Genomic DNA, 3,550 nt, shown 5'->3' on the forward strand with positions numbered 1-3,550 from the left:
CGTCTCGCGGAAGACCGCCGAGTTGCGATCCGCCAGCTCGATCGGGGCGACGCCTTCCTTTTCGGCGGTCTGCTGCATCTTCTGCCCGTGCTCGTCCGTGCCGGAGAGGAAGCGCACATCCATGCCGTCCAGCCTGCGGAAACGCGCAAGCGCGTCGGTGGCGATCATGGTGTAGGCATGACCGATATGCGGCGCGCCGTTGGGATAGAAGATCGGCGTTGTGATGAAATACCTGTTGTTGTCGCTCATTCCGCTGTCCGTGTGCATGGCTGTCTGGGAGCCGGTTCGCTCCGGGGACGTTTCTGATATTGCGGGCAAGCCGGCGTCCGCTGAAATCCGGAACCGGTGCTGAAATCTGACCGGTCTTACCGCCCCTCAATCAGCGCATCAAGTCAAACCTGCTTCAGGCGTCGGCGCCCGGGGGCTCAAGCGTGGATCGCAGCCGCGACAGCAGATCGAGCGCCAGCTGCCTGCGGTCGAGATTGTAGGCATCGGCTTCCGCCACGTCGGCCGCGATCCTGGAGGACAGACCGGCCAGCCTTTCGGCAAGCGGGAGATCGCCGGAAAATGCCGCCTCGCGCGCCCGCGTCTTGATGTCCCCGTCTATATGGCCGAGCAGAAAATCGAAAATGGTCTCGTTCTCGCGCTTTGCAACCGTATCCGCAAGCTTGTGCATGACGAGACGCGCCTCTGCGGGCGTTCCCTCCAGCACGGCCTCATAGGCATCGATGATCTCCAGCCCGCCATAGTTGACCAGCTTCAGGGCTTCGGCGACGCTGCCGTTTGCGAGCGCCGCCATGCGCTCTTCGTCCTGCCCCCCCGCAGAAAGGCCGAGCGCGCCGAGCGCCGCAGCCAGGTCCTGCGCGGCCAGCGGGCGCAGGCGCAGCGGCAGGCAGCGCGAGCGGATCGTCGGCAGGAGCCTTCCCGGCGCGTGCGAAATCAGCAGGAACATCGCGTTTTTTGGCGGCTCCTCGAGGATTTTCAGAATTGCGTTGGCGGCATTGCGATTAAGGTCGTCGGCCGCATCCACGATCACGATGCGCCAGTTGCCGGTTCCCGAGGTCTGGGACAGGAAGTGGCCTGCCCGGCGCACTTCCTCCACGGTGATCGCGGTCTTCAGCTTGCCGCTCTTCGCATCAACCGGGCGCTTCAGATGCAAAAGGTCATGCGATGCGCCGGCGATGATCTGGCGCGTCAGCGGCGATGTCTGGTCCGGCTCGATCAGGTGATCCGGCGCATCGGCGGGATGGGGAAAATGCAGCACGTGGTTGGCAAAGCGAAAGGCGAGCGTCGCCTTGCCGATGCCGGCCGCCCCTTCCAGAAGCAGCGCATGATGCCCCTTGCCGCCGCGATAGGACTGGGCGAGATAGGCTTCGGCCTCGCCGTGACCGAAGAGATGGCGGTTGCGCGAAGGCTCGACAGCGCCCTCCAGGAGCAGTTCGTCAGCCATCGGCGCCACTCCCGAGATTGCGGGAGGCAAGAACTTCCGAAACGACCTGCCAGACCGCCCCGGCAACCGTTTCGGGCGCGGCCGCGGCATCGATAACCCGGCAGCGCTCGGGCTCGGCCTCGGCAATGCTTAAAAATGCCTGCCGCCGCGCCGCGTGAATGGCAAGGTCGTCCTTCTCGAAGCGGTCGGGCGCGCCGGCAAGCGCGGTTTCCGGCAGCCGCCCGCGCACCCGCTTCAATCCTTCCAGTGCATCGAGATCGAAGATCAGCGTCAGGTCCGGGCGAACGCCGTTGACGGCGACCCGCTCCACCGTGGCGACGAATTCCGGCGCCAGCGCGCCGGTCGCCCCCTGGTAGGCCCTCGAGGAATCCATGAACCGGTCGCAGAGCACGATTTGTCCCGCCGCGAGCGCCGGCCGGATGATCTCCTCGACATGATCGTTGCGCGCGGCGGCGAACAGCAGCACCTCCATGCCGACGCCGAAGGGTTCGGCAGCGCCGGAGAGCAGAACATGGCGCACGGCCTCCGCGCCAGCCGAACCGCCGGGCTCGCGGGTGACGCGAACCTTGTGTCCCAGCGTGCCGAGGCGTTCGGCGAGCAGCCGGATCTGCGTCGATTTGCCGACGCCTTCCCCACCCTCGAAACTGATGAAAATGCCCTGCTCAGCCATGTCGTCCGTCGCCTTTTGTCCCGACAGACGCCGGTTTAGAGGATTTCGGCGGCGGGAAAAAGCCCCGGGGGCGCGGGGCCCTATTTTTTAAACGGAATGGGCGCGACGACGGGCAGGCTCGCATCGTCGGTCAGGATGGACTCCGCCGCCTTTCCGGCTGCGCTTGTCGGCGCTTCGGGCGCGTTGTCGACGAGCGCCAGCGCCTCCTGCGGCGCCTTTGCGGAGGCGACTGCCGCGACCTTCATGTTGGCGGCCGTCGCCGCCGGCTTCTTCTCGGCCTTGTTCTCGACGAGGGCCATCAGCGTGTTGGAGCGCTCGGTCGCCGGTTTCGTCTCAGCCTGCGCAAGCTGAACGCCTGCTTCGCCGAAGCGGGCGGGGTCCACGCCTTCCGGCACGGCCTTCTTCTCGAAGGAGGCGAGAAGATAATCCATGTCATCGGGCGACTGCGGCGCGGGACCGATATAGTCGACACGCACATCGGCAACGCCCTCATGGGTCATGTCGAGCATCTCGGCCGCCTTTTTCGAAAGATCGATGATCCGGCCGGAAACGAAGGGACCCCGGTCGTTGACGCGCACGATGACGGAGCTGTCGTTCTTCTTGTTGGTGACGCGGACATAGCTCGGCAGCGGCAGCGTCTTGTGGGCCGCCGAAAGATGGTTCATGTCGTAGGTCTCGCCGTTGGCGGTGCGCCCGCCGTTGAAGTTCGGCCCGTACCAGGAGGCGAGCCCCTCCTTGGAATATGTCTCGACATGTTTGGGCGTATACCACTTGCCCCTCACCTGATAGGGCTTGCCGACCTTCTGGTAACCGAGACTCGTGGCAGTTGCCGTCTGTTCTCCAGCAGTTTCCGTGGCATCCTTGGCCTCATCCCCGGCCTTTTCGGATGTATCTCCGGTGGTCGTGCAAGCACTCAGCATGGCTGTCACGGCCAAGATTGCGACCGAAGCGGATAACCGGAACTCTCTCATGCCAGCAATTCTTCCATTTGTCTTGACCGGCCGGCGGGAAAACCTCGCCTGAAACCGCCATCTTGAAATTTGGATATCGTCCCCTATGCGGAGACTTCGTGGCCGCTTTAAGGCGCGTAGCAAATTCGAGAGCCGTGTTCAACCCGCAATTGCCGGAAGCACCGCAACCACAGGCGTGGGAGGAGCATACCGGCACAGGCGGGCTAGCGCATCGGCCCGAAAATCGGAATCGATTTTCGGAAAGCACGATGCGGAGGTTCGATAGGTTGGAGCGTCCTTTGTGCGTCCGAAGGAACGCACGGCGCTCCAATACGGCATTGACCGCCGCAAGAAAGCGGTGATAAAGCGCGGAACGCTGCAGGGATGACGGTCGCAAAAACCGCCGACCGGCAGCGCAGCCCTCACGGAGGAGTGGCCGAGCGGTTTAAGGCACCGGTCTTGAAAACCGGCGTGCGTGAA

4 protein-coding genes are annotated in these 3,550 nt (G+C 64.1%); all 4 read right to left on the minus strand.

All coding sequences use genetic code 11. The annotated features are described in order from the left end of the window. Window positions 1–267, minus strand: a 267-nt coding sequence (locus tag AC5DC2_RS21335) for a class I tRNA ligase family protein (protein WP_491699938.1), incomplete at its 3' end; no start/stop codon positions are given. A gap of 136 nt (window positions 268–403) precedes the next feature. Beyond that, window positions 404–1,450, minus strand: a complete 1,047-nt coding sequence (locus AC5DC2_RS21340) for a DNA polymerase III subunit delta' (protein ID WP_491699939.1) — start codon at window positions 1,448–1,450, stop codon at window positions 404–406. Then, the gene (gene tmk, locus AC5DC2_RS21345; protein WP_491699940.1) at window positions 1,443–2,120 is read right to left on the minus strand and encodes a dTMP kinase; all 678 of its coding nucleotides are present in this window, start codon (window positions 2,118–2,120) and stop codon (window positions 1,443–1,445) included. Before tmk ends, AC5DC2_RS21340 begins: the two co-directional genes overlap by 8 nt. 80 nt (window positions 2,121–2,200) lie before the next feature. After that, the gene (locus tag AC5DC2_RS21350) at window positions 2,201–3,049 is read right to left on the minus strand and encodes a septal ring lytic transglycosylase RlpA family protein (RefSeq protein ID WP_491699941.1); all 849 of its coding nucleotides are present in this window, start codon (window positions 3,047–3,049) and stop codon (window positions 2,201–2,203) included. Between the last annotated feature and the right edge of the window lie 501 nt (window positions 3,050–3,550).

The organism is Martelella sp., from assembly GCF_984369615.1.

Coding starts and splice junctions, on each gene's coding strand:
- AC5DC2_RS21340 (WP_491699939.1), bottom strand. CDS start 1,450: ATGGCTGACGAACTGCTCCTGGAGGGCGCTGTCGAGCCTTCGCGCAAC.
- tmk (WP_491699940.1), bottom strand. CDS start 2,120: ATGGCTGAGCAGGGCATTTTCATCAGTTTCGAGGGTGGGGAAGGCGTC.